Source organism: Acinetobacter bereziniae (assembly GCF_016576965.1).
Lineage (GTDB): Bacteria > Pseudomonadota > Gammaproteobacteria > Pseudomonadales > Moraxellaceae > Acinetobacter > Acinetobacter bereziniae.
Window position 1 is genome coordinate 4626382 of sequence record NZ_CP066119.1, and the last position, 22071, is coordinate 4648452.

Below are 22071 nucleotides of genomic sequence, written 5' to 3' on the forward strand. Positions count from 1 at the left end.
AGAAACATACAGATCTATAGATAGGTCAAAATCATAAATAAATAGCTTTGTGTCAAAATAATATAATTAATTTTCACATTTGGAGAAAATCAAATTTTCATTTGAAAATCCCACCATAGAACCATGTTTGCTATAATTGACTTTAAAATTTAATCTGAGCACAACCTTTGAAGATCATTTTTGCAGGCACACCCGAATTTGCAGCTTCAGCATTAGCAGCACTGATTCAAACTGACCACGAAATCGTCGCTGTGTATACTCAACCGGACCGTAAGTCAGGTCGTGGACAAAAATTGACAGCTTCAGCAGTAAAACAACTTGCGTTAACGCATGATTTACCTGTTTATCAACCCCTGCATTTCAAGGCATCCACTGAAGAAGGTTTAGCGGCTCAACAGGAGCTTGCAGCTTTAGGTGCTGATGTGATGGTGGTTGCTGCTTATGGTTTAATCTTGCCCCAAAGTATTTTAGACACACCTAAATACGGTTGTTTAAATATTCATGGCTCATTATTACCTCGTTGGCGTGGTGCTGCGCCCATTCAGCGTGCAATTGCCACAGGTGATACTGAAACTGGGGTGACAATTATGAAAATGGCAGCTGGATTAGATACAGGGGATATGTTGTATAAAACCCTTTGCCCAATTACAACAATGGATACTTCCGCAAGCTTGTATGAAAAACTTGCAACTCAAGGTGCTCAAGCAATCTGCACAGTGCTTGAATCAGAGCAAAAATTACTACAATACTTAGAAGCACGTGAAGTTCAAGACGAACAATTCACCGTTTACGCCCACAAACTGACTAAGGCAGAAGCCCAGATTGATTGGCGCAAATCTGCTATTGAAATTGACCGCACTATCCGCGCATTTAACCCTTGGCCTGTTGCCTTTACTCCAATTGATGAAAGCAATAATCTAAGAATCTGGAATGCAACAATTTCTAATGTAATTGCAAACGGCGAAGACGTCGGAACGATTATTGAAATGGACAAGCAAGGCGTACATGTGGTCTGTGGTAAAGGCGTAGTTTGTCTCACCAGTTTACAGTGGCCTGGAGGCAAAGCCGTTAATCCCGTTCAAATCATCCAAGGTCATAAACTATCTGTAGGACATCAATTCGCATGAGTCAAATTCAATCCTCTGCAAAAAATTTGAATTTGCGTGCCCAAGTGATTAAAACCCTTGTTGCTGTTCAAAATGGTCAATCTTTAGCATCTGTGTTGAACCAACATATCAACACCGTTTCTGAACGTGATCGTGGTTTATACCATGAACTAACATTGGGCTGCTTACGTCAATGGTATTCCTTAAAAGCCGTTACGCTTCCGCTATTAACAAAACCATTGGACAATGAAGCGCTTGAAAGTTGCTTATATCTTGGGCTCTACCAACTCTTATGTACGCGTATTCCTGCACATGCAGCGATTTCAGAAACAGTCAATGCAGCTAAACAACTAGGATTTGAGCCAATGAGTGGCTTGGTTAATGCTATCCTTCGTCGTGTTTCACGTGAAACATCAGAATTTGAAACTGTATTGAACCAAACTCATGGCTTACCGAGTTGGCTTTTCAAACGACTAAAAAAAGATTGGACAAACCAAGTTGATGAAATCTGTCAAAACTTAAAACAAGTTGCACCACTGACTTTGCGTATCAATGAACGTCAGATTAGTCGTGATGAATATCTAGATATCTTAGAGGAAGAACAGATTGATGCTCGACTTTGTATGCTTTCTGATGTTGGTATTGTACTTGAGCAAACTGGAAATATTACCCATTTGCCGGGCTTTGAAGAAGGCGGATTTTCCGTTCAAGATGAACACGCTCAACTCTGTGCCACGTTATTACCAAATTTAGATGATAAAATTATTATCGATGCATGTGCAGCGCCTGGTGGAAAGACAGCACATATTTTAGAGCGCTTTAATCCACAAAAATTAATTGCGCTTGATCATGATGCTAAACGCCTCTTACGTGTTTCTGAAAATTTGGAACGTCTAGAATTAAATGCCTATGCTGACGTAGAAATCATCACAGCTGATGCTACAACATGGACTTATACGCAACCTGTAGATTGCATTATCCTAGATGCGCCTTGTTCTGCAATCGGTGTAATGCGTCGTCATCCAGATATTCGCTTACTCAGACAGTCTACAGATATTCAACAAGTGGTCGATTTGCAAAAGCAAATTTTGAATCATATGTGGCAACAACTTAAAGTCGGTGGAACCCTGCTTTATATCACCTGTTCAATTCTTAAAGCTGAAAATGAACAACAAATGGTGGAATTCTTTGCAGAACATACAGATGCCGAAGAAATAAAAATTGATGCTGATTGGGGAATTGAACAAATTCATGGTCGTCAATTACTTCCGCAAACTGATCATGGTGATGGTTTTTATTATTGTCGAATCAAAAAACTCGCTTAACAGACTAAAAAAGCAGGCAATATAGCCTGCTTTTTTGACTTTAGATGAATAGTTAAATCAAAGTGTATGTTGATCTTTAACTTCTTCAAGAACCTCGTCTAATTCTTCAGGATTTTTCATGAGGTGTAAGATCGAGAGAATTAATCCTCCCCATAAAAACACCATTGAAATAATCATCATAATAATAGCTGATGTATTCATTTTGCTGCTCCTATCGATCTTTCATTTTGCTGAGTACTAAAGCCACCACAGCACAGAAAATCACACTGCCCCAACCAAAGAACATCAACATACTTGCACTATATGTATCGTATCCATTTTTAATCAAACTAAAAATGGTCATACATAAAGTTACCAGCAAAATCAAAGAAGTGATGACGGTTAATGTGAAATCCCAACCTTTACCTAATTGAACAGTTGAAATACGGTTCACATGATCACGCAACTCGATCAATGCAGAACGTTTAAACCATGCCACTGCAATAATTGACAATAGTGCACCACCAATAATACCAATATTGTTGATAAAATGATCGACAATATCAACCAGTTTAATTGCATTCACACTTGAAAATAAGAAGATCGAAACAATCGCACTACCACCACCAATGATAGTCACGGCTTTTTTACGTCCCCACTTTAACTTGTCTTGCATTGCCGCAATGGGTACTTCAAGGATACTCACCATTGAAGAAATACCAGCCACAAATAAAGAAGAGAAGAACAATAAACCAAATAAATCAGCACCAGCTCCTAAACTCGAAATGATTTTAGGGAACGCAATGAATGCCAAACCGATACCACCACTCACGACTTGATCAACAGGCTTCCCTGCTGCAAATGCCATAAAACCAAGCGCAGCAAAAATACCAATACCTGCCAAGATTTCAGTTGAAGCATTGGCAAAACCAACAATCAGACCAGAACCAGTCAAGTTGGTTTTCGGTTTAAGATAAGATGCATAGGTCACCATGATCCCGAAACCAACTGAAAGAGAAAAGAAAGTATGACCAAATGCCGCGAGCCAAACTTTATAGTCCCACATCGCTGCCCAGTTTGGGGTAAAGAATGCATTCAAACCTTGCACTGCACCTGGTAAGCGTAATGCCTGAATCACAAGAATAGTGAATAGAATAAACAACAATGGCATGAAAATTTTGTTCGAGAATTCAACACCTTTCTTGACACCACCAAATAAAATGATCAGAGTAAGTGCCCAAATTCCAACGATAGGCCAAAATAAATGACCTACAAATTGGAAATCAAAACCAGTTGCTTTAGATGTTTGTAGATAGGTATTAAAGAAGAAATTTTCAGGATCATTTCCCCATAACTGACCAATAGAGAAGTACACATAGCTGCCTGCCCAAGTCAGCACACTGGCATAATATAAACCAATAATGATACAGACACAGACTTGCCACCAACCTAAAGTTTCACCCCCTTTGAATAAAGCACGATACGCTTTAGGTGGTGAGTTATTGCTTTTATGCCCTGTTGCATAATCCAAAAATAATAGAGGTAAACCAGCAGTAATTAATGCTATTAAATAAGGAATTAAAAATGCACCACCACCATTTTCATAAGCAACATAAGGAAAACGCCAAATGTTGCCTAAACCCACAGCCGATCCAACAGCTGCAATAATAAAACCCGATCGTGATGTCCAGTTTTCACGAGATTCTGTCATAAAACACCTAATTCTGTAGATGTCCTCCAATGCCGCTTTTTGTCATTGTCATCTGCGAGCAAAAGAAGTACCAATTTTAAAATTTTGTTGTTCGAATAAAACAGCACCTTTTGAGCACTTTGTTGTTATTCCAAACCAGTCATTGCGTTGATTGCTTGGTTAAAGCGCTTCAATAGAAAACGACTGTTTAATGGACTAACAATACCTGTTTTATATCGATTTATCTGTAAATTGTGACAATTTTCTTGGTTTTTTTATACCATTTATCTCTTATGGCTATTTTTTATCTCACCCTGTCGAAATAATGATCTGATTTACTGTTAATTTTAGCTTTCTAGACGTGTTAATTAAAAAGATAAGCAATATATACGGATCTCTATGCTTTTATTTTTGATTGATCGAGCATAAATGAACTTTTAATCATGAGCTGAGACGATCACCAATTGCTTATCAACACTTGGAAAGATACACCTCATATTCCCTAGGGAGAATATTTTTAACAACTTTTTATTTGAGTAAAAAAAACTATTTTGCATGCCCTACAACAAAAAGAAATAAGTTAAGGCATTACAAAAAAGAGTCTATTTAAACCATAAAAGCCGTCTGCTCTAACAAACTTAAAAGCATAGATTTTTTTCTAAAGCATCCTAAGAATTTCAAGATGAATCGCTTTGCTTGATTTAAAAGTTGTCCAAAATCTTTTTATGATCAATGGTCTATTAGGGACTTGAGTTTTTAGGTAAACGATAATGCCCTATAATTTTATAGCTCAATAAAATATCGTTTTCACGTGTTCCATAACCAATGTTATGAATCACCAAAGGGGTTTTGGATAAAAGTGTTGTCTTATCTGAAATAATGCCAATGTGGGTGAGTCCTTTGCCTAAATCCCAAGTGACAATATCACCCGCTTGATATTTCTGATCATTGACTTGATAACCTTGTCGTTGAAAATAAGTCATGATGTTGGGTACCCGTCGATGATCAATATTTTTATCAGTCGATTTTAAACCCCACTTTTGCGGATATTTTTTAAAATTTCGTTGCATATCCTCATGAATCAACTTTTGTAAATCAATGTTTTGATGACGTAAAGCACGAATCACCACATCAGTACATACACCTTTGACCAAAGGTACATCGCCCATTGGATACTTGAGTTGGGTATAGCTCGGATCATAATAAAGTGTTTTCCAGATTTGTGATCGCGCGTCATTGACTAGTTTTTCAGCCTGAAATGCCCAAATTTGCACACTAACTAAGGACAGGAAAACCAATGAAATCCACTGAGGTAAAGTTTTTATTATCATTTTTCACTCTATTCAAAAAATTAACAAAACAAGGAGCCGAGGCTCCTTTAATATGGCTTATTGTTTAATCACAAGCAAGCGCTCTTCTTGCATGTCACGAATAGCGAATTGAATACCTTCACGTCCCAGCCCTGAATCTTTGACACCTCCATAAGGCATATTATCCACTCTAAAAGTCGGTATATCATTGATAATTACCCCACCCACTTCTAAATGATCCCATGCATAGAGCATTTTATTGAGATTTTGTGTATAGATCCCTGCCTGTAGACCAAAACGACTTGTGTTAATCATCTCAATCCCTTTTTCAAAGTTTTTATACTTTTCTAAAATTGCCACTGGACCAAACGCTTCATTTTGATAAATCTCAAGTGACTCGTCTACATTTTCTAGCAACGTTGGCTCAAATAAAACACCTGATAAAGCACCACCCAATAAAATTTTAGTGCCTTTTTTCTCTGCTTTATCGAGCCATTTTTTTAATCGGAGTGCTTCAGATGCTTTAATCATTGGACCAACAATTGTGGTTTCTAAACTTGGATCTGCTGCACGTATCTTTTTCAGTTTCGCTACCAACTTCTTCTTAAACTCTGTATAAATATCGGCATGAACAAGAATTCGTTGCACACTGATACAGACTTGACCAGCATGACTATATGCACCACTTATCACTCGATCAAACAGTGCATCATTGAGCTCTGTATCTGGCTCAATCAACACAGCAGCATTACCCCCTAACTCTAAGGTAACTTTTTTACGTCCTGCTCGCGCTTTCATATCCCAACCAACTTGATCCGAGCCAGTAAAACTTAATAATTTAAAACGATCATCAGTCACCAACACATCCGCATGTTCACGCGGACAGGGTAAAACTGAAAATGCACCTTTAGGCAAATCTGTTTCCGCTAAAATTTCTGCGATTTTTAATGCAGAAATGGGTGTCAAACTGGCTGGTTTGAGTACAAATGGACAACCTGCTGCTATCGCAGGTGCTATTTTATGTGCAGTTAAATTCAGCGGAAAATTAAAAGGACTAATTAAGGAAATTGCGCCAATTGGTACATGCTGCACCATTCCTCGGTACGCAGATGCAGCAGCTGTCACTGCTAAAGGCATCAAATGACCATTACTCATCGTGGATACGGCATCTGCGGCAATTTGAAAAGTATTAATCAATCTCTCAACTTCTGCTGCGGCAGCAAGTTTTGGCTTTCCACCTTCCACAATCAAAAGCTGAGTTAATTCTTCACGCAATTCTTTAAAACGACCAACACAGTGTAAAAGTATTTTTTGCTTTTGAAAGGGTTTCAGTGCTGCCATTTCCTTTTCAGCGTTTACTGCTGCACTGATCGATTTTTCTAAGGTTTTTGCATCAGCTAAAGCGACTTTTGCATATAGCTGACCAGAAAACTTGTCATAGACCTCGAGCCATTTCCCTGTTTTTACTGCCTTATTTGCGACATAAAGTGGTAGTTCAAACACTGTATCGTCAATAGTCTCACTCATGTTATATCCTCGATTTCATCTTTTTTAATAATGCAAAATTTAATAAACCTCTATATCATGCCCACAGTTTATGTTGTATTGAATCCTATTTAAGTAACAAAAATATCAGATGAAAAATTATTTCATCAAGAAGGAAGTATGAAAGCTATTCAATTACTATTATTTATTGCAGTGCTAGGTTTAAGCTCATTTGCCCAAGCTGATTTTATTGGTTTAAAAGGAGATATTAGTTATTGGAGTATTGATGGTACATCTCAAATCAATCACAAAACATCCAGTCTATCTAACCAAACAGGTTCAGATAATTTATTATTAGATCCTTATATTGACTTAAACTCAAAATATGATTTAGATCAGAAAGGTACAGTTCAAGCTTCACTTGCTTTTGAACACCCTATTCCAATTATTCCAAATGTAAAATTAAAGTATACAAAGTTAAATACTGAAACTGACACTAAGACTGAATTAGCCAAAACTAAAATTGATTTAGACCATACCGATTTAATTCTTTACTATGAAATCCTAGACAACATTGTAAAAGCAGATATTGGCTTAGGTGCAACTAAGCTCAACGGCTCAGTCAAACAATTCTCAGAAAATGTCAACGTAGATGAATATGCACCTATTATTTATGCAGAAGCTGGCGCAAAATTACCCTTTACTGGTCTAAGTGCTAAAGCTGAAGCAACTTATACCAATATTAATGATGTAAAAATCACAGATGCCCAAGCGGAAGTTCAATATGATTTTATCAAATCTATTGTTTTAGATCTTGGCGCTAAAGTAGGCTATCGCTATCTGAATATTGATGCTGATAAAGATGATCTAAAGTACAAATTAGATTTTAAAGGTCCATATATTGGCTTAAATGCACACTTTTAATGATTAAAACCGTTATCTTGAATGTCGATGATCTCAGCATTTTCTTAGATACGCTGAGGATTTTTTTAGATATCTAGTATATTACCAATATATAACCCTCAGGCAAGGATATCTGAGGGTTTTTATTTTTCTAGTTAAAACAATTGAACGAAATCGAATTACCCGTTAAAAATCTACCACTTCATGAAAGTCATGCCTTCAATTTCATCAAGTTGAATGTACTCTGTCTGTTTCTGTACAATCTTAATCGCTTCTTCTAAGCTTAACCTTTTTGTATAAGAGCCTTTTTGATCAGGTATAGGTATATCTGCATCTAATGAATGATCAGAGTTCACAATAAACTGTAAGGTTCGATCATTTTTATCAACAATTCCTAAAAAATTTTCTGGTCGAATTAAAACCGATTGCATAAGTTCTATGATTTCATCTATAGATGCATATTGAGTTTGAGCGGGTAAAACTTCATCACCATCATAATCGGTGAAGAAAAATTGGAAAATGAGCATATTGATTATTTTCTCATCATTAGTGATTCTTTTTTAACACAATGTACAGCGTGCCTCAATGGCGTAAAATGTATGTATTACATCCATTTCAATAAATACGACCCTATAATAATTATGCCATATAGCTTTTTTCTTCCTTTTCCACTTTGTATTCTTTTATGGGACTTTTTCACTTTTCTTCACGCATAAAAAAACACCCTCAACAGTTAGTTGAGGGTGTTTTAAGAATTAAAAGCTGGCGATGACTTACTCTCACATGGGTAACCCCACACTACCATCAGCGCTAAGAGGTTTCACTTCTGAGTTCGGGAAGGGATCAGGTGGTTCACTCTTGCTATTGTCGCCAGCAAACTGTTATGGACTTTTTCGGGTCTTATGGGTATGCCTTACTTTGTTCCAAATGAGTTTAACAGAAGAACATTTGAGTTGGTTATTGTAACTAGCTTTACAACTAAATCAAGTTTCTTTGATCTTTTATGAATCAAATGATGCTTCACATACAACTGCTTGGGTGTTGTATAGTCAAGCCTCACGAGCAATTAGTATTGGTCAGCTTCATGCGTCACCGCACTTCCACATCCAACCTATCAACGTCGTAGTCTTCAACGGCTCTTTAGAGGACATAAAGTCCTAGGGAAATCTTATCTTGAGGTAGGCTTCCCGCTTAGATGCTTTCAGCGGTTATCCCTTCCGAACATAGCTACCCGGCGATGCGACTGGCGTCACAACCGGTACACCAGAGGTTCGTCCACTCTGGTCCTCTCGTACTAGGAGCAGATCCTCTCAAATTTCCAACGCCCACGGTAGATAGGGACCGAACTGTCTCACGACGTTCTAAACCCAGCTCGCGTACCTCTTTAAATGGCGAACAGCCATACCCTTGGGACCTGCTTCAGCCCCAGGATGAGATGAGCCGACATCGAGGTGCCAAACACCGCCGTCGATATGAACTCTTGGGCGGTATCAGCCTGTTATCCCCAGAGTACCTTTTATCCGTTGAGCGATGGCCCTTCCATACAGAACCACCGGATCACTAAGACCTACTTTCGTACCTGCTCGACTTGTGGGTCTCGCAGTTAAGCGCGCTTTTGCCTTTATACTCTACGCGTGATTTCCGACCACGCTGAGCGCACCTTCGTACTCCTCCGTTACTCTTTAGGAGGAGACCGCCCCAGTCAAACTACCCACCAGACATGGTCCTCGTCCCGGATAACGGGACAGAGTTAGAACCTCAATATTACCAGGGTGGTATTTCAAGGATGGCTCCATAGCAACTGGCGTCGCTACTTCTAAGCCTCCCACCTATCCTACACAAGTAAGATCAAAGTTCAATGTCAAGCTGCAGTAAAGGTTCACGGGGTCTTTCCGTCTAGCCGCGGGTACACCGCATCTTCACGGCGATTTCGATTTCACTGAGCCTCTGCTGGAGACAGCGCCCCCATCATTATGCCATTCGTGCAGGTCGGAACTTACCCGACAAGGAATTTCGCTACCTTAGGACCGTTATAGTTACGGCCGCCGTTTACTGGGGCTTCGATCAAGAGCTTCGCTTACGCTAACCCCATCAATTAACCTTCCAGCACCGGGCAGGCATCACACCCTATACGTCCACTTTCGTGTTTGCAGAGTGCTATGTTTTTAATAAACAGTTGCAGGGGCCTGGTTTCTGTGGCTGCCAATAGCTCAAGGAGCAAGTCCTATCACCGTCAGCAGCGTACCTTCTCCCGAAGTTACGGTACCATTTTGCCTAGTTCCTTCAGCAGAGTTCTCTCAAGCGCTTTGGTCTACTCGACCTGACCACCTGTGTCGGTTTCGGGTACGATTCCTGTGTAACTGAAGCTTAGAGACTTTTCCTGGAAGCATAGTATCAGCCACTTCACGAGTAAACTCGCTTGCTATCAGTTCTCAGCATAGAGCACCCCGGATTTGCCTAAGATGCATGCCTACAACCTTCCACCTGGACAACCAACGCCAGGCTGACTTAACTTTCTCCGTCCTCTCATCGCATTACACAGAAGTATTGGAATATTAACCAATTTCCCATCGACTACGCCTCTCGGCCTCGCCTTAGGGGTCGACTCACCCAGCCCCGATTAACGTTGGACTGGAACCCTTGGTCTTTCAGCGAACGGGTTTTTCACCCGTTTTGTCGTTACTCACGTCAGCATTCGCACTTCTGATACCTCCAGCATGCTTCTCAACACACCTTCATCGGCTTACAGAACGCTCCCCTACCACGTATACAATGTATACATCCGCAGCTTCGGCATATAGTTTTAGCCCCGTTACATCTTCCGCGCAAGCCGACTCGACTAGTGAGCTATTACGCTTTCTTTAAAGGGTGGCTGCTTCTAAGCCAACCTCCTAGCTGTCTATGCCTTCCCACATCGTTTCCCACTTAACTATAATTTTGGGGCCTTAGCTGGCGGTCTGGATTGTTTTCCTCTTGACTACGGACGTTAGCACCCGCAGTCTGTCTCCCGGATAGTACTCATAGGTATTCGGAGTTTGCATCGGTTTGGTAAGTCGGGATGACCCCCTAGCCGAAACAGTGCTCTACCCCCTATGGTATTCGTCCGAGGCGCTACCTAAATAGCTTTCGGGGAGAACCAGCTATCACCGAGTTTGATTAGCCTTTCACCCCTATCCACAAGTCATCCCCTGGCTTTTCAACGACAGTGGGTTCGGTCCTCCAGTTAGTGTTACCCAACCTTCAACCTGCTCATGGATAGATCACCCGGTTTCGGGTCTATACCCAGCAACTAAACGCCCTATTAAGACTCGATTTCTCTACGGCTCCCCTATACGGTTAACCTTGCTACTGAATATAAGTCGCTGACCCATTATACAAAAGGTACGCAGTCACCGAACAAGTCGGCTCCCACTGCTTGTATGCATGCGGTTTCAGGATCTATTTCACTCCCCTCACAGGGGTTCTTTTCGCCTTTCCCTCACGGTACTGGTTCACTATCGGTCAGTCAGGAGTATTTAGCCTTGGAGGATGGTCCCCCCATATTCAGACAAGGTTTCACGTGCCTCGCCCTACTCGTCATCATTATATGTGCACTTTCGTGTACGGGACTATCACCCTCTACGGTAGCACTTCCCAGAGCTTTCCGCTAATACACATATAACTTAATGGGCTGATCCCCGTTCGCTCGCCGCTACTGAGGGAATCTCAATTGATTTCTTTTCCTAAGGGTACTGAGATGTTTCACTTCCCCTCGTTCGCCTCGCATGACTATGTATTCATCATGCGATACCTACCTTATGGTAAGTGGGTTTCCCCATTCAGAAATCTCCGGATCACAGGATATTTGCCGCCTCCCCGAAGCTTATCGCAGGCTATTACGTCTTTCATCGCCTCTGACTGCCAAGGCATCCACCACATGCACTTAATTACTTGACTATACAACCCCAAACAGTCGTTAATCCCTACAAGGAGGATCAACAATGTGGATTTAACCACTTCTATTTGTTGCTTGTGAACTTAATCACTGTACAGCTTCAATTTAATTCATATACCAAAACGCTTGATTCAGTTTTATCGCTAGTTCTCATTTCATTCCGCTTTAACAATTGCTTGTTAAGCTTCATAAAACGAGTTAAACAATTATTTCAACTCAAATATATTCTGTTAATGATTCACTACCGCCTCGTCAGCAAGTAGTTCACTGTGATAAATCACAGAAGTTAATAAACTCTATAAACTTCAGTTCATTAATTTCTATAATCAATCTTTTTTAATCAGGTAACTGCGTAGTAGTGGTGGAGACTAGGAGAGTCGAACTCCTGACCTCCTGCGTGCAAAGCAGGCGCTCTACCAACTAAGCTAAGTCCCCAGCTTAAGATCTTAATATATCTGCTCTTCTGTGTTCAGTAGACTTGGTGGGTCTGACAAGACTTGAACTTGTGACCCCACGCTTATCAAGCGTGTGCTCTAACCAACTGAGCTACAGACCCTCAGATACATCAATGAAGAACAACTTGTTGTGGATTCTTACCAATCGTCAATCTTTCGTTAAGGAGGTGATCCAGCCGCAGGTTCCCCTACGGCTACCTTGTTACGACTTCACCCCAGTCATCGGCCACACCGTGGTAAGCGTCCTCCTTACGGTTAGACTACCTACTTCTGGTGCAACAAACTCCCATGGTGTGACGGGCGGTGTGTACAAGGCCCGGGAACGTATTCACCGCGGCATTCTGATCCGCGATTACTAGCGATTCCGACTTCATGGAGTCGAGTTGCAGACTCCAATCCGGACTACGATCGGCTTTTTGAGATTAGCATCCTATCGCTAGGTAGCAACCCTTTGTACCGACCATTGTAGCACGTGTGTAGCCCTGGTCGTAAGGGCCATGATGACTTGACGTCGTCCCCGCCTTCCTCCAGTTTGTCACTGGCAGTATCCTTAAAGTTCCCATCCGAAATGCTGGCAAGTAAGGAAAAGGGTTGCGCTCGTTGCGGGACTTAACCCAACATCTCACGACACGAGCTGACGACAGCCATGCAGCACCTGTATGTAAGTTCCCGAAGGCACCAATCCATCTCTGGAAAGTTCTTACTATGTCAAGACCAGGTAAGGTTCTTCGCGTTGCATCGAATTAAACCACATGCTCCACCGCTTGTGCGGGCCCCCGTCAATTCATTTGAGTTTTAGTCTTGCGACCGTACTCCCCAGGCGGTCTACTTATCGCGTTAGCTGCGCCACTAAAGTCTCAAAGACCCCAACGGCTAGTAGACATCGTTTACGGCATGGACTACCAGGGTATCTAATCCTGTTTGCTCCCCATGCTTTCGTACCTCAGCGTCAGTATTAGGCCAGATGGCTGCCTTCGCCATCGGTATTCCTCCAGATCTCTACGCATTTCACCGCTACACCTGGAATTCTACCATCCTCTCCCATACTCTAGCTTCCCAGTATCGAATGCAATTCCCAAGTTAAGCTCGGGGATTTCACATCCGACTTAAAAAGCCGCCTACGCACGCTTTACGCCCAGTAAATCCGATTAACGCTCGCACCCTCTGTATTACCGCGGCTGCTGGCACAGAGTTAGCCGGTGCTTATTCTGCGAGTAACGTCCACTCATCTTGGGTATTAACCAAAAGAGCCTCCTCCTCGCTTAAAGTGCTTTACAACCATAAGGCCTTCTTCACACACGCGGCATGGCTGGATCAGGGTTCCCCCCATTGTCCAATATTCCCCACTGCTGCCTCCCGTAGGAGTCTGGGCCGTGTCTCAGTCCCAGTGTGGCGGATCATCCTCTCAGACCCGCTACAGATCGTCGCCTTGGTAGGCCTTTACCCCACCAACTAGCTAATCCGACTTAGGCTCATCTATTAACGCAAGGTCACAAGTGATCCCCTGCTTTCCCCCGTAGGGCGTATGCGGTATTAGCATCCCTTTCGAGATGTTGTCCCCCATTAATAGGCAGATTCCTAAGTATTACTCACCCGTCCGCCGCTAGGTCAATTACCGAAGCAATCTCCCCCGCTCGACTTGCATGTGTTAAGCCTGCCGCCAGCGTTCAATCTGAGCCATGATCAAACTCTTCAGTTAAAATCATTAGTGACTTAAGGTCACAATTCTGGCTCATCAATTACTGACAAATTCTCTCAAATAAACTTCGAGTAATTTAAACCAATCAATCAATGATAATATTTCGATCAATCAATCAGTAAAAATCCACACAAGTTGTTCTTCATATTCTCTTAATGATCTTCTTCATGCTTCGTCAGCATCAAGCTAGGTCGGCTATATTACTCTCTATCTCTAGAAAGTCAACTGTGATTTCAAATTATTTTTTAAACTTCCTTTCTAAAACCCAACTTAATCAATTCAACCAAGTCATTGTTTTATCAGAAGTTTTAATCTTCATCACCGCCGATGGATGTGCATTCTACAGCATTCCTAACCTAACACAACCCCCTTTTTTAATCTTTCTGTTCGGATGGATGTTTTTTCCTCAAATTCACCCTTTTTTTTGCTTTTTTATCTATTTTTTAAGCATTTTTCTGTATTTTTTTCATATTCAATCTATTTTAATGCTGTGTTTTGCATACGAAAGCCAGAAAATCGTGGCATTTGTCTTGTGATCGCACTTTAAAAAGAAAAACCGCATCAAGTCGATGCGGTAAATCCAATACTTTGTGAGCTTTTATATTTGGCAGCCATTTCATCGGCAAGATGCTGCACAACCGCATTCACACTTTCAAACGGATGAAAACAGGACTGTCGTACAATCACTGCAAAGTCTCCAGCACTTAAACGATCTAGAGCATATAACTTAGACTTTATCTCTGACTCATGCACAACAAGCTTCAGTTGGGTACAAACGTTTTCCAACAAAGCCAAGCGTTGAGCATAATTTAAAAAATCAAAATGCATCTTAAAGTCAAAACGGCGCATTGCTGCCTGATCCAACTCATCAAAACGATTGGTTGTTGCAACCATAACACCATTAAAGCTTTCCATTTGAACCAAAAACTCATTTACTTGAGAAACTTCCCAAGAACGTGTTGCTTGACGACGGTCTTGTAACAAACCATCTACTTCATCCAAGAGTAAAACAGCTTGCATCTCTTCCGCTTCCTGAAAAGCATTTGCAAGATTTTTTTCTGTTTCCCCCACCCAAGCTGAAATCAAATCTGAGCCACGCTTAATCAGTAATGGTCGATTGATACGTTCAGAAAGCCATCTTGCAAATGCGGTCTTACCCGTTCCAGATGCACCATATAGACATAAACGTCCGAAACCATGTTGCTGTATCCCTGTTGTGATTTCAGCAAGATTTGACTTACAGTTGATATAAGCCAAGTCATAGAATTTGGGTAATGCATTGCTATCTTGCAACCGAATCGCTTGATACCCTTGTGCTTTCAGTGTATTGGAAACCAATTGAGTCATGCTTTCCTGTACCACTAAACCTTCATTTTCCATCTGTGCCACTTTCGCAACACGATAACTGCGACGTAAAATTGCAGGGGAAAGTTGTTCAACATTGGCAAACGCTTGTTGATACAACATATTGAGATCTTCACCACAATGCTGTTGTATAAAGCTGCTCCGTTGCTGTTTAGGAGGGACTTTTATTTCTAACACCATGTCAAAACGGCGAATAAACGCAGGATCAAGCTGATCAGAGTTTGAAACCCAAATCGTAGGTGTTCGATTTTTTTCTAATATCCGGTTGACCCAAGCCTTACGACTTTGCGCTGTGCTTTTCATGCCGACACCATTTTCAGTGTCATTAAACACATCTTCCACTTCATCAAACATCAATAAAGCAGATTGGCTATCGAAAATACATTGTGCCGCACGATAAGCACATAAACGCCCTGTCGCTGAAATCGCATCACCATCTTCATCTTCACAGGAGATTTCAAAAAGCTGTACGCCCATTTCTTGTGCCAATGTTTTACAGAGTTGTGTTTTGCCTGTACCAGAACTGCCATACAGAAAAATATTCACACCTTCTTGCTTATTCTGTTTCACTTGCTTTAGATAAGCCATCAACAAGGTCAATTCAGAGGCTAAATGAGGATAGTCCCTAAGCGTCAATTCAGCAGGATGACTTTTATTGATCGTGCCAACAAAAAGATCCATAACATCATTGGTTTTCACCAATAATTTATCCGCCAATTGGTTAGAGACCAGATTCAGTTTTCCACGTAAATAGTTACGATAGTGCTGCTGCACACTGATCAAACCACTACGATGTAAACGCCCTTGTACAGACAGCGCTTGACGGATCTCGTCATAAGGTAAATCCAAAACCACAGCCAAAGCACGAATCGTTTTAGAAGCCGTGAGCTCACCAATCGTGTCAGCGACATCATCTAAAAGTTGCTCACTGTTGAGCATCACTACAAAACCTAAAATCGTTGTTTCGACAGCGTTTAAATCCAGCAATTGTTGGATTAATTTCAAGTTATATTGCAACTCATCATTAAATTGAAAAGCATTCAATAAATTTTGTTGCTGAATGCTTTTATGCAATTGATTGAGTTCTTGATAAGCTGCTTGCTCATTAAATTGATCCGCAAGTAATGCTTCTGAAAAACCAAGTTTCTTAGCAATCCATTGATGGCTAAAACAATGATCAGAAATAAATTCTTTTGCGCCTCCCAGCTCCAGCAAAAGTCGAAAAGCCCAGAGTTTTACAATCGGAGAAATTTCAGCAAAATCCGCAACCTCAACATGTTGCACCGTATATGCAAAAGGTTGATTTATATATTCGTTCATATATTCACTTTTTTCTTTTCATGTCCGAGTTTGGCTTTAGCTAATCTGTATTTTTTACAAGCAAAGCGATCCCGAAGAACATGTATATTCTTTAAAATAAGGTTTTTGTTCGTTTAATTTAAACGATTAAAATGTATGAGGGTCTATTGAAAGCCCAAAATAAGAAATACGCTAAACAACATGATTGTTCTCCCGAATATTGAATTTAAATGTAGATTCAAATTACATTTCAAACAGGTGTCTAAAATGTGCTGGGTTTAATCAAGATATTATGGTTATCCTGCAACCAGTCAGTGGTCGTCTACAATCTTGTCAAATGGCAACGTTACAAGATCAAATAAGGCAAGTGAAAGAAAAAAACGGTCATCATTGTGATTATTTAAGCCATCGTGGCTAAATTTTGGCTCATTTTAATGTGAAGCATCTATTTTTGCAATTCTTTCTTAGATTTTTAGCCTTCATTATTCTTTTAAAGCAATCCATTTTCTTCGTCTAAGGAAATTTAAACGTTTTGAAATTCCTATGCGCTATCAACCTCAAGACTATCAAGGTTTTACCCAAACAGAAAAAATAAAAAATCCCGCCTAAGCGAGATTTTTTATTGTCTTTCAGGTTATTTCGCTTTATCTATAAAAAGCTGAGTACTATATTCAGTCGTTGCTAATTTATTAATTTTCTTTTGCCCTTCTTGACCAGTCAAAGCTTGGGCATATTTAAGGAAAGCCTCGGCATAATCTAAGCCGACATCTAAACGACGCTCACCAGTGATGGTCTTTAAAGTCGTATAGTAATCCCCGCCATTGGCAAGAAAATCAATGGTGATCACTTTATAGGTTTTATTCAGATCAATATTTTCATATTGTCCTGCTGCATTACGTACTTGTATTTGACTGAGGCGCTGACCTTTATCTTTTGTGAAATCAACATTCCAACGTAAACCACCCGTGTATGGATAACTTCCCGTGTTATTCTGGGTAATCACTCCGTCGATCGCATCTTCGAGTGTTGCTTTAACTTCAGCACCGGTCAAATCTAAACGCAACAACGTATTTTTAAAAGGTAATACATTATAAATTTTACCGACCGTGACATCGCCCAAAGCAACATCTTCACGGACACCACCGCCATTTTGGAAGGAAATATCTGCACCAAAAAACACTTTACCTTGTTGTAAAAATGCTTCGGCAATAATTTGCTGAATATCACCACCATGTTGATCGACATGAGTATTTTTATTACACACATCTCCTAATGTAGAACGGTTTACATCACGTAATGTTCCTGGTACTCGGCGCGAGCATAGATTATCTGTCGCCTGCCCTACAATTTTTTGAGCAAAGCTTTTCTTTTGATCCTGATAGGGTTTTAAAACATCTAAAGTCTTTTGTAATGGTGTGACCACAGTAAACGGTGCATTGTCTGTTTTAAATTGAGCCAGAATAGCTTGTTTTTCTGTTTCGGTGACTGCTTTTGCATCTTTCGCTGTACGGGTAAAATTATTTCCAATTAAAACATGCGGCGTACCACTACAGCTTTCGACATTACCATTTTTGTCGAACTTAACATTGAGATCTCCCACGATATAACTATATTGCCAAGCTTGAGCCACACAGACCAATTGACCATCTTTATTGCGTAGCTGAGTCGGATAAGCACCTTCAGGCGTCATCCCATATTTTTTTAAGCCATCTGGACCCAGTAAAGTATGTGAATCGCCACCAATGATCACATCGACATCTGTAAGTGATTTTGCCAACTGTTGATCGAGGTCATATCCCACATGGGTTTGTAGAATAATATTTTTGATGCCTTGTGCTTTGTATTGATTAATTTCTTGTTGTGCGGTTTCGATTTCATCAGCAAATAATGTATCAGCATTCGGCTGAGAAGAGTTTTTGGTTTTTTTCGCCACAGTTAAACCAATAATTGCGAATTTAACACCATCTTTCTCAAAGACTTGTGACTTTAAAATACGGTTGGTTTTATACAATGGCGAAGATGCCCCGAAACTTACGTTGGCAGTCAGGACTTGAGTCTTTTCTTTACAAGTACCTTGGTCTAGGAAACCAATAAATTTCTTTAAACCATCATCCTTAGCATCGAATTCATGATTTCCAGGGGTAAATGTATCAAAACAAACGGTATTCATCGCATCAGCATCTGCTTTACCTTCCGTAAGGTTATAGTACAAATCACCAGTGGTCGCATCACCTGCATGGATTTTAAAAGCGTTTTTCTTTTCTGCTGCAAGTTGATTAATTAAGCTAGCTACACGCGCAAAACCACCACTTGTAACACTGAATTCTTCTTCCCCAGTCCCCACATTGGTTTTAAATTTGATACTTTCTTCATCTAAATGTGAATGGTGGTCATTTATATGTAGGATGTTTAACTCTAATGGTTTTGCTTCTACAGGCTGATCAACATTTGAATGATCATTATCATCATTACATGCCACCAGCAACGTAGAAAGCATACTCAGCAAAAATATTTGCTTTTTCTTATTAATCAACATGATATTTCCAACAAGCAATAAATTATTCTTGCTTAGTATGTTGATCGTTTATTTAATTTTGATGAATAATTAAACATTTTTCACATAAAAAACCTACATTGAAATCTTGAATTTCCAAATAGTTTAATGCTTTTAATCACAAAAACCTTGTACCAGTCTGAATGTACCGTCTTAGTTTTTAAATAGCTTTATTATATTTATTGCTAAAACAATTATGTAAATTTATGATTTTTATTGATTTTAAATTTAATACATTCAAACGTAAAAAAACCAATCGAATCTGATTGGTTTTTAACGGTGGAAACTTAATCTGCTTGATAAAATGGTCGATCACCCATCAATGTTGCTCGATTCATAACCCGGTGCTGTGGGCGATAATCATCAACTGCATAGTGGAAAGTACAACGATTGTCCCAAAATGCAACATCATTGGCTTGCCAAGACCAACGCACCACAAACTCAGGTTTTTGAATATGCTCAAACAACATTTTCAAAACTGCATCACTTTCTTTGGCTTCTAATTCATTGATTCGTGTTGTAAACCCCTCACTCACAAATAAGGCTTTACGACCTGTAATGGGATGAGTACGAATCACAGGATGGCTAATAGGTGGATGCTTTTTCTTGGCTGCTTCTAACTTTTCCAACTCTGCTGGGTCACCACCAAAGCGATCTATCGGAAATGAACGTGCAATATCATGTGTTGCGGTTAAACCCGATAACATCTCTTGCATTGGTTGAGACAATGCTTCAAACGCTGCCGTACCACTTGACCAGAGTGTATCGCCACCCCATGCTGGAACTTTCTTCGCACTCAAAATTGCACCCATTGCAGGTTCTTCAAGGAAAGTGACATCGGTATGCCACAGTGCATTATCACGCAAATCATTTAATTCGGTATCCAAAACCATAATTTCTGGTTGTTCTGGAATATTTGGATAAATGGGATGAATATGTAACTGTCCAAACTGTCGAGCGAAAGCAGCATGTTGCTGAGCTGTCATCGGCTGATTTCTAAAAAAAATAACCTGATGTTTTAGCAATGCTGTTTCGATCAATGTCTTTTCTTCAGGCGTCAAAGCTTGATTAAAATTAATCCCTTCAATCACAGCACCAATAGTAGGATTCAATGGTGTAATTTTAAAAGTATTTGATACAACAGCGTTCATTTCTTCCTCGATCATCTCACGATGTTTTAAAGGCAAATCATTATTAAAGCTTTAAAAATACAATAATCAATTTGAGGGCGATTGCGTTTTTATCAATCTTGCCAACATGCCCACAAAGATTTAAATCAAAGCGCTTAGTGAGCTTGTTTATCCCAAGGAACCAATTTCTTTTGCAAACGGCGTAATCCAATTTCCAGTGCAAAGGCAATCACAGCAATAATCAAAATACCCACAATCACAACATCTGTTGCCAAAAGTTGTGACGATGATTGCACCATAAAGCCTAAACCTTCTGAAGCACCAACCAACTCAGCAGCAACCAATGTTGACCACCCCACGCCAAGTCCAATACGAATACCTGTTAAAATGCCAGGTAAAGCACTCGGTAAAACCACATGTTGAATAATTTGCAATGGCGTTGCACCCAAAGACTGTGCAGCACGAATTTTTGCTTGGTCGACCGAACGTACGCCTGTTGCCGTTGCGATAACAATCGGGGCAAAAATCGCAAGATAAATCAATAAAACTTTAGATAACTCACCAATACCACACCAAATTACGATCAAAGGCAAATAAGCCAAAGGGGGAATTGGACGGTAAAATTCGATGATTGGATCGACAACACCACGTATTACTTTATTTCGACCTATTGCAATTCCCACAGGAATAGCCGTAATTACAGCAGCAACCAAAGCCGTGCCAATACGACCTAAGCTTGCGCCAATATGGCTCCATAAGCTGATACTCATATAGCCATTGGTCATCAAATCTTGCAAGCGGTCTAATACTGCAACTGGTGATGGCAAAAACAAAGCATCAATCCAACCTACAGCAGTGACAAACCACCAAATTGCAAGCAATACCACAATTGTCATGCTACTGATCAAGGTAATATTCACTTCACGTGGAACATTATTTTTTTGGGGCTGTGATTGCGCCGAGGTCATTAATTTAGGGTCTAATTGTGCTGTCATCATTACACCTTTTGCCCTTGAGCTGACGTTTGTTGAGATGAGTGAGATTGCTCTTGATGATTTTGAATAAATACACGACTCAACACATGCTCACGCATTTCAATAAATTTTGGATCTGATTTGATACTCCTTGCTGACTCACCACTGGCATATCTTTTTGCAAAGTCCAGTGTTAATCGCTCGACAATTCGTCCAGGATTAGGTGCTAAAATAATCAGATCTGTCGCAAGGAAAACTGCTTCTTCAATATCATGAGTGATTAAGAAAGTTGGTTTTGCCGTACTTTTCCATACATCTAACAACAAACACTGCATTTGTTCGCGTATAAAAGCATCTAAAGCACCGAACGGTTCATCCATCAGTAGAATTTTAGGATCTGAAGCCAAAGCGCGTGCTAATCCAACTCGTTGCCGTTGACCGCCTGAAAGCTCCCAAATATGACGCTGTCCAAACCCGTCTAAATTGACCAGTTTCAATAATTCATGCGCCCGCATTTGACGTGTTTTTTTATCAATACCTGCCAGTTCTAAACCAAAAGCAATATTATCCTCAACATTCTGCCAAGGCAGCAAAACATCATCTTGGAACACCACACCACGATCACGACTTGGTGCAACAATACTTTCTCCATCAAGCTTGATATTTCCTGCTTGGGGATGGGTAAAACCTGCAATCAAGTTTAATAATGTGGTCTTACCACTTCCCGACGCCCCCAAAGCAACCATGAGTTGTTCGGAGCCCAATTGAAATGACACATCTTGAAGTACCGGTTGCTCAGCACCTGGGTACTGTGCTTGTACGTGTTCTACAGTCAATACAGCCATGATGAATAGTCCCGATTT

The 22071-nt window shown here is 40.4% G+C and carries 13 protein-coding genes, 2 tRNA genes and 3 rRNA genes; 3 read left to right on the forward strand and 15 right to left on the reverse strand.

Features of this window, described 5'->3' with window-relative positions; all coding sequences use genetic code 11:
* The first annotated feature begins 167 nt into the window (after positions 1-167).
* Both fmt and rsmB read left to right on the forward strand, forming a co-directional pair.
* The gene (gene fmt / locus I9192_RS21680; protein WP_005034927.1) at positions 168-1127 is read left to right on the forward strand and encodes a methionyl-tRNA formyltransferase; all 960 of its coding nucleotides are present in this window, start codon (positions 168-170) and stop codon (positions 1125-1127) included.
* A complete protein-coding gene (rsmB, locus tag I9192_RS21685; protein WP_005034925.1) occupies positions 1124-2431 on the forward strand; it encodes a 16S rRNA (cytosine(967)-C(5))-methyltransferase RsmB in 1308 nt (435 codons plus the stop codon). The genes fmt and rsmB overlap by 4 nt, the downstream gene beginning before the upstream one ends.
* A gap of 57 nt (positions 2432-2488) precedes the next feature.
* On the opposite strand, the gene I9192_RS21690 is transcribed toward rsmB, so the two are convergent.
* The 4 genes from I9192_RS21690 to I9192_RS21705 form a co-directional block, all read right to left on the reverse strand.
* Positions 2489-2632, reverse strand: coding sequence for a methionine/alanine import family NSS transporter small subunit (locus tag I9192_RS21690; protein ID WP_004823942.1), 144 nt, complete (start codon positions 2630-2632; stop codon positions 2489-2491).
* Positions 2633-2642: 10 nt separating this feature from the next.
* Complete coding sequence (locus I9192_RS21695) at positions 2643-4121, reverse strand: sodium-dependent transporter (RefSeq protein ID WP_004823944.1); 1479 nt, start codon at positions 4119-4121, stop codon at positions 2643-2645.
* A 719-nt stretch (positions 4122-4840) separates the two neighbouring features.
* Positions 4841-5431, reverse strand: a complete 591-nt coding sequence (locus I9192_RS21700) for a DUF1287 domain-containing protein (protein ID WP_005034921.1) — start codon at positions 5429-5431, stop codon at positions 4841-4843.
* Between the two features lie 57 nt (positions 5432-5488).
* Positions 5489-6937, reverse strand: coding sequence for an aldehyde dehydrogenase family protein (locus tag I9192_RS21705; protein ID WP_005034917.1), 1449 nt, complete (start codon positions 6935-6937; stop codon positions 5489-5491).
* Positions 6938-7075: 138 nt separating this feature from the next.
* Between I9192_RS21705 and I9192_RS21710 the strand changes: the two genes are divergently transcribed.
* Complete coding sequence (locus tag I9192_RS21710) at positions 7076-7819, forward strand: TIGR04219 family outer membrane beta-barrel protein (protein WP_005034914.1); 744 nt, start codon at positions 7076-7078, stop codon at positions 7817-7819.
* Between the two features lie 173 nt (positions 7820-7992).
* On the opposite strand, the gene I9192_RS21715 is transcribed toward I9192_RS21710, so the two are convergent.
* The 11 genes from I9192_RS21715 to tauB form a co-directional block, all read right to left on the reverse strand.
* Positions 7993-8325, reverse strand: coding sequence for a hypothetical protein (locus I9192_RS21715; RefSeq protein ID WP_005034910.1), 333 nt, complete (start codon positions 8323-8325; stop codon positions 7993-7995).
* A 233-nt stretch (positions 8326-8558) separates the two neighbouring features.
* Positions 8559-8673: ribosomal RNA gene (rrf, locus tag I9192_RS21720) — 5S ribosomal RNA — on the reverse strand.
* A gap of 170 nt (positions 8674-8843) precedes the next feature.
* Positions 8844-11734: ribosomal RNA gene (locus I9192_RS21725) — 23S ribosomal RNA — on the reverse strand.
* Between the two features lie 357 nt (positions 11735-12091).
* Positions 12092-12167: transfer RNA gene (locus I9192_RS21730), tRNA-Ala, on the reverse strand.
* Between the two features lie 44 nt (positions 12168-12211).
* A tRNA-Ile gene (locus I9192_RS21735) sits at positions 12212-12288 on the reverse strand.
* Positions 12289-12347: 59 nt separating this feature from the next.
* Positions 12348-13886, reverse strand: a 16S ribosomal RNA gene (locus I9192_RS21740).
* The 16S, 23S and 5S rRNA genes sit together here with 2 tRNA genes alongside, the layout of an rRNA operon.
* 561 nt (positions 13887-14447) lie before the next feature.
* Positions 14448-16571, reverse strand: coding sequence for an AAA family ATPase (locus tag I9192_RS21745; RefSeq protein WP_200150030.1), 2124 nt, complete (start codon positions 16569-16571; stop codon positions 14448-14450).
* Between the two features lie 613 nt (positions 16572-17184).
* Positions 17185-19086, reverse strand: coding sequence for a 5'-nucleotidase C-terminal domain-containing protein (locus I9192_RS21750; RefSeq protein ID WP_200150031.1), 1902 nt, complete (start codon positions 19084-19086; stop codon positions 17185-17187).
* Positions 19087-19391: 305 nt separating this feature from the next.
* Entirely contained in the window at positions 19392-20255 is an 864-nt protein-coding gene (tauD, locus tag I9192_RS21755; protein WP_005034900.1) for a taurine dioxygenase, read from the reverse strand.
* Positions 20256-20389: 134 nt separating this feature from the next.
* Positions 20390-21229: a taurine ABC transporter permease TauC gene (tauC, locus tag I9192_RS21760; protein ID WP_005034898.1), complete on the reverse strand. Its 840-nt coding sequence runs from the start codon at positions 21227-21229 to the stop codon at positions 20390-20392.
* 2 nt (positions 21230-21231) lie between these two features.
* Positions 21232-22053, reverse strand: a complete 822-nt coding sequence (tauB, locus tag I9192_RS21765) for a taurine ABC transporter ATP-binding subunit (protein ID WP_005034895.1) — start codon at positions 22051-22053, stop codon at positions 21232-21234.
* Positions 22054-22071 lie beyond the last annotated feature (18 nt).